Source organism: Inquilinus sp., assembly GCF_057815775.1.
In genome coordinates, this window is the sequence record NZ_JBYRFX010000990.1 from 1 (window position 1) to 4,909 (window position 4,909).

The 4,909-nt window shown below is 70.1% G+C and carries 5 protein-coding genes; 4 read left to right on the forward strand and 1 reads right to left on the reverse strand.

Features of this window, described 5'->3' with window-relative positions:
- A partial coding sequence (locus tag AC3XYG_RS35445) for a glutathione S-transferase N-terminal domain-containing protein (RefSeq protein ID WP_489144600.1) occupies positions 1–439 on the reverse strand: 439 nt, incomplete at its 3' end.
- Positions 440–547: 108 nt separating this feature from the next.
- On the opposite strand from AC3XYG_RS35445, the gene AC3XYG_RS35450 reads away from it, so the two are divergent.
- The 4 genes from AC3XYG_RS35450 to AC3XYG_RS35465 all read left to right on the forward strand — a co-directional run.
- Positions 548–1,129: a TetR/AcrR family transcriptional regulator gene (locus AC3XYG_RS35450; RefSeq protein WP_489144601.1), complete on the forward strand. Its 582-nt coding sequence runs from the start codon at positions 548–550 to the stop codon at positions 1,127–1,129.
- 71 nt (positions 1,130–1,200) lie between these two features.
- On the forward strand, positions 1,201–2,475 hold the full coding sequence (locus AC3XYG_RS35455) for a Gfo/Idh/MocA family oxidoreductase (RefSeq protein WP_489144602.1): 1,275 nt from the start codon (positions 1,201–1,203) through the stop codon (positions 2,473–2,475).
- A 22-nt stretch (positions 2,476–2,497) separates the two neighbouring features.
- The gene (locus tag AC3XYG_RS35460; protein ID WP_489144603.1) at positions 2,498–3,691 is read left to right on the forward strand and encodes an MFS transporter; all 1,194 of its coding nucleotides are present in this window, start codon (positions 2,498–2,500) and stop codon (positions 3,689–3,691) included.
- Between the two features lie 94 nt (positions 3,692–3,785).
- The coding region (locus AC3XYG_RS35465) for an MMPL family transporter (RefSeq protein ID WP_489144604.1) at positions 3,786–4,909 on the forward strand (1,124 nt) is incomplete at its 3' end.

Genomic DNA, 4,909 nt, shown 5'->3' on the forward strand with positions numbered 1-4,909 from the left:
GGCGGTCGAGCACGCCGTACAGCCGCCCGGTCTCCTTGACATAGCGCTCGGTGGCATAGGGGATGCGCTCCGGCGCATAGACCGAGAAGTGGTGGTTCTGCCCGGCCATCGGCCCGAGGCCGCCCATCTGCCAGTACAGCCATTGCAGCACTTCGAACCGCTCGCGCGCCGCCCGCGGCAGCAGCTTGCCGGCCTTGTCGGCGAGGTATTCGAGGATGGCGCCGGATTCGAAGATCGAGATCGGCGCGCCACCCTCCGCTGGGTCATGATCGACGATGGCGGGGATGCGGTTGTTCGGGGCGACCGCCAGGAAATCCGGCTTGAACTGGTCGCCGGTGGAGATGTTCACCGGGACGATGCGGTACGGCAGCCCCAGCTCCTCCAGCGCGATCGTCACCTTGTGGCCGTTGGGCGTGGTCCAGTAATGCAGGTCGATCATCGCCGGTGTCCTTGATCTCATTCCGGGTCTGGCCGTCGGGGGGTCGATCGGCTATGTTTGACATCAATGTCAAATTTGACATCTTTGTCAAGAATGCTTGAGGCGACCATGGCCGGTGTGCGGCAATTCGACGAAGGCGAGATGCTCGGCAAGGCGCTGGAGGTGTTCTGGCGCAAGGGCATGCGCGCGACCACGATGCTGGACCTGGCCGAGGCCACCGGCGTCCAGCGCGGGTCGCTGTATAACGCCTATGGCGGCAAGGACGACATCTTCCTGCTGGCCTTCGACGCCTATATGGAGCGGTTCCTGGCCACGCTCGCCACGGCCCTGGAGACGCCGGACCCACGGGACGGGCTGACGGCGCTGTTCGACGGCGCCATCGCCAGCATGACGCGCGGAACGCCGGCCTATGGCTGCCTGAGCACGCGGACCGCGACGGAGGCGGTGCAGGATGATCCGCGGATCCAGCCGAAGCTGCGGGGCATGCTGGACGAGTTGCACCGCATCGTCGTGGCCGCCCTGTCGACCGAGGCGGCCCGGGCCCGGCTGGCAGTGACGCCGGAGCAGGCGGCCGATCTGGTGGTCACCTTCACCCGCGGCCTGGCAGTGATGGAGCGCGTGTACCAGGACCCGGCCCATCTCAGGCGGATCGCGGCGGCGCTGGTGCAGGCGCTGTTCCGCGTTCCTTAAGGTCGGCTCTGGCCGCCGGTTCGGTGGCGCGGTAAGGCTTGGCCATCGTCCGAGCCTGAAAGCCAAGACCGATGTCGCAGACCCCGAAAGCCCCTGAGATTCGCGTTGCCGTCATCGGCGCCGGCAACCGCGGCATCGAAGCCTATGGCGACTACATCCGCCGCCGGCCCGACATGGCGCGGATCGTCGCCATCGCCGACCCCCGGGCCGACCGGCTGCAGGACGCCGCCGCCCGCCACGGCCTGGCGCCCGAGCATCTCTACGCCGACTGGCGCGAGCTGCTGGAGCGCGAGACCGGGCTGGACGCGGTGCTGATCACCACGCCGGATACCCTGCACCTGGAGCCGGCGCTGGCCGCGATCCGCCGCGGCCTGGGCATCCTGCTGGAAAAGCCGATCTCCCCGACCGAGGAGGAGACGCGGATCCTGGCCGAGGCCGCCCGGGAAAGCGGCGCCGACATCACCGTCGCCCATGTCCTGCGCTACACGGCGTTCTTCTCGCGCATCAAGGAGATCCTGGAGCGCGGCACGATCGGCCGGCTGGTGACGCTGCGCCAGACCGAACACATCGGCTACTGGCACTTCGCCCACAGCTTCGTGCGCGGCAACTGGCGGCGCGAGGCGGACTCTTCCCCGCTGATCCTGGCCAAGACCTGCCATGACCTGGACATCGTCCGCTGGCTGGTCGGTGCGCCCTGCACCGAGCTGTCCTCCGTCGGGTCGCTGGCGCATTTCCGGCGCGAGAACGCCCCCGACGGGTCGACCGACCGCTGCGACGAGGGCTGCAAGGTCGAGCGCAGCTGCCCCTACTCCGCCCCGCGCATCTATCTCGAGAAGTTCGCACCGGCCGCTGGCTGGCCGCACACGGTGCTGAGCCTGGACACCTCGCCCGACGGCATCCTGGCGGCGCTGCGAGACGGCCCCTATGGCCGCTGTGTCTATCGCTGCGACAACGACGTGGTCGACAACCAGGTGGTGGCGATGCGCTTCGCCAACGGCGTCAGCGCCACGCTGAATGTCAGCGCCTTCACCGCCGACAACACCCGGACGTTGCATCTGATGGGGACCCATGGCGAGATCGCCGGGAACCTGGAGAAGAACGAGATCGTGGTGACCGACTTCCGCACCGACGACATCACCACCATCCGGCTGGGCATGACCATGGTGGGGCGCCATGCCGGCGGCGACGACCGGCTGATGGCGGAGTTCCTGGGCCGGCAGGTCCAGCGCCGCGGCCGCAGCCAGGTCAATGTCGCCCTGGCCTCGCTGGAAGAATCGCTCGACAGCCACTTCATGGCCTTCGCCGCCGAACGCTCGCGCCGCACCGGCACCGTGGTCCGGCTGTGACCGATTGCCGATGACCGGAGGCATGGCGGACCGGGCCGAGGCATCCGGCCGGCTGCGGGCCGTGGCGGCACTGTCGGCGCATTACGGGGTCAGCGGCATCCTGACGCCGTACCTGCCGGTCTGGCTGGCCGCTGGCGGACTGGCCGCCGACACCGTGGGCTGGACCGTCGCCGCCGGCTTCGCCCTGCGCGCCGTCTGCATCCTGGCCTTCGGCATGGTCGCGACCCTGTTGCTGCCGGCCGGGCGCCTGGCCGCCTTTGCTGCGGCCGCCGCGGCGCTGGTGCTGGTGGCCGCGGCGCTGATCGGCGGCGCCGGCACCGCCGGGCTGCTGTCGGTCCTGGCGGTCGGGCTGATCTACGGTTCGATCCCGCTGATCGAGAGCTTCGCCAACACCGTCGCGCTGCGCAGCGGCCACGGCTACGGCCGGATGCGGGCCTGGGGGTCCTTCGCCTTCCTGATCGGCAATGTCGGCATGGGGGCGCTGCTGCTGCTGCCGAATGGCATCGCCCTGCTGCCCTATGTCACCGCAGGCCTGCTGCTGTGCCTGTGCCTGGCGGTGACGGGCCCGTCCTGGCAGCCGCCGGCGCAGCGCATCGACCCGCGGGCCGGGGCGGCGGCCCTGGCGGTAGCGGCGCCGATGCTGGTGCCGGCCCTGCTGCTGCAGGCGTCGCACGCCTTCTATTATTCCTTCGGCACGATCTGGTGGCTCGACCACGGCATCGAGAAGGGCAGCACCGGCCTGGTCTGGGGTGCCGCGGTCGCCGCCGAGATCGTGGTCTACCGCTATGCCGCCCAGCGGCTGGAGCGGATTGCGCCGGCCGTGCTGCTGGCGATCTGCTGCGTCGTGGCGATCGCCCGCTGGCTGCTGCTGGCCACCGACCCGCCCTTTGCCCTGGTGGTGGTCAGCCAGTTCGGCCACGCCATGACCTTCGGCGGCGCCTATCTCGTGGCCCAGACCGTGATCCGCACGCAGATCCGGCCCGAGCTGCACTATATCGCCCAGGCCGGCTACGCCTTCCTGATGACCTTCGTCGGCCTGGCCGGGACCACCGCGCTGATTCCCTGGGCGCTGCGCATCACCGGTGCCGATCCGTGGCTGCTGATGGCCGCCATCGCCGCGGCGGCGCTGGCCTGGCTGGGCGCCATGCGCCTGATCCGGCGGGCCGGTCCGGCCCTGCCGCCACCCGCACCAAGGCCGCCCGTGGGCGTGCCTTAGTCCTGCCCAAGTCGCCCCGCAGCTTTCACCATCCGGCGAAGCAGGATACAACAGCGCCCGCCTTCCCAACCTTCCCCATCACATGGCGGACCGCGTGGCTGTTCCCGATCTTTCCCTGACACGCGCCCTGGTGCGCATTGGCATGTTCTGCCAGCGCCATGCGCCCTGGGTGATCGGCGCGGCGCTGGTGCTGTCGGTCTGTGCCGTGCTGCTGGTGATGCGGCACCTGTCGATCAACACCGACACCGGCACGCTGCTGGACCCCAACCTGCCCTGGCAGCAGGACAACACGGCGCTGGACGACGCCTTCCCGCAGAACCGCAACCTGCTGGCCATCGTCATCGACGGCGAGACGCCGGAGCTGGCCGAATCGGCAGCGGCGCGGCTGACCGCGGCGCTGGCCGCCGAACCGACGCAGTTCCGCACCGTGCGCCGGCCCGATGGCGGGCCGTTCTTCGACCAGAACGGCATCCTGTTCCTGTCGAAGGCCGAGGTGCAGCAGACCGCCGACGGCATCATCGCCGCCCAGCCGCTGCTGGGCGGCCTGGCCGCCGACCCGACGCTGCGCGGGTTGCTCAGCGTCGTCGACCTGGTGCTCCAGGGCATAAAGAGCGGACAGGCGGACCGGTCGCAGTCGTCGGCCGCCTTCACCAAGATGGCGGCGACGATCGACGCCAACCTGACCTCGCCCCATGTCATCCACCCGCTGTCCTGGCAGTCGCTGCTGTCGTCGGGGCCACCCTCGCCGCGCGCCCTGCGCCGCTTCGTCCTGGCCCAGCCGGTGCAGGATTACGGCGCGCTGCAGCCCGGCAAGAAGGCCACCGATTTCGTCCGCGCCACGGCAGAGAAGCTGCACCTGACCCCGGATTACGGCGTCACCGTGCGGCAGACCGGCAACATCGCGATCAACGACGATCAGTTCGCCTCGGTCAGCGAGGGCATCGGCGTGTCGACCACCCTGGCGGTGGTGCTGGTGCTGGGGCTGCTGCTGCTGGCCCTGCGCTCGGTGGCCATGACCGCCGCGATCATGGTGACGCTGTTCGTCGGCCTGCTGATGACCGCGGCCTTCGCCGCGCTGACCGTCGGCGCGCTGAACCTGATCTCCGTCGCCTTCGCCGTGCTGTTCGTCGGCATCGCGGTCGATTTCGGCGTCCAGCTCTGCGTCGCCTTCCGGGCCGAGCGCAGCCACGCCCCCGACGCCCGCGCCGCCACCAGCGC

Coding starts and splice junctions, on each gene's coding strand:
- AC3XYG_RS35450 (WP_489144601.1), top strand. CDS start 548: ATGGCCGGTGTGCGGCAATTCGACGAAGGCGAGATGCTCGGCAAGGCG.
- AC3XYG_RS35455 (WP_489144602.1), top strand. CDS start 1,201: ATGTCGCAGACCCCGAAAGCCCCTGAGATTCGCGTTGCCGTCATCGGC.
- AC3XYG_RS35460 (WP_489144603.1), top strand. CDS start 2,498: ATGGCGGACCGGGCCGAGGCATCCGGCCGGCTGCGGGCCGTGGCGGCA.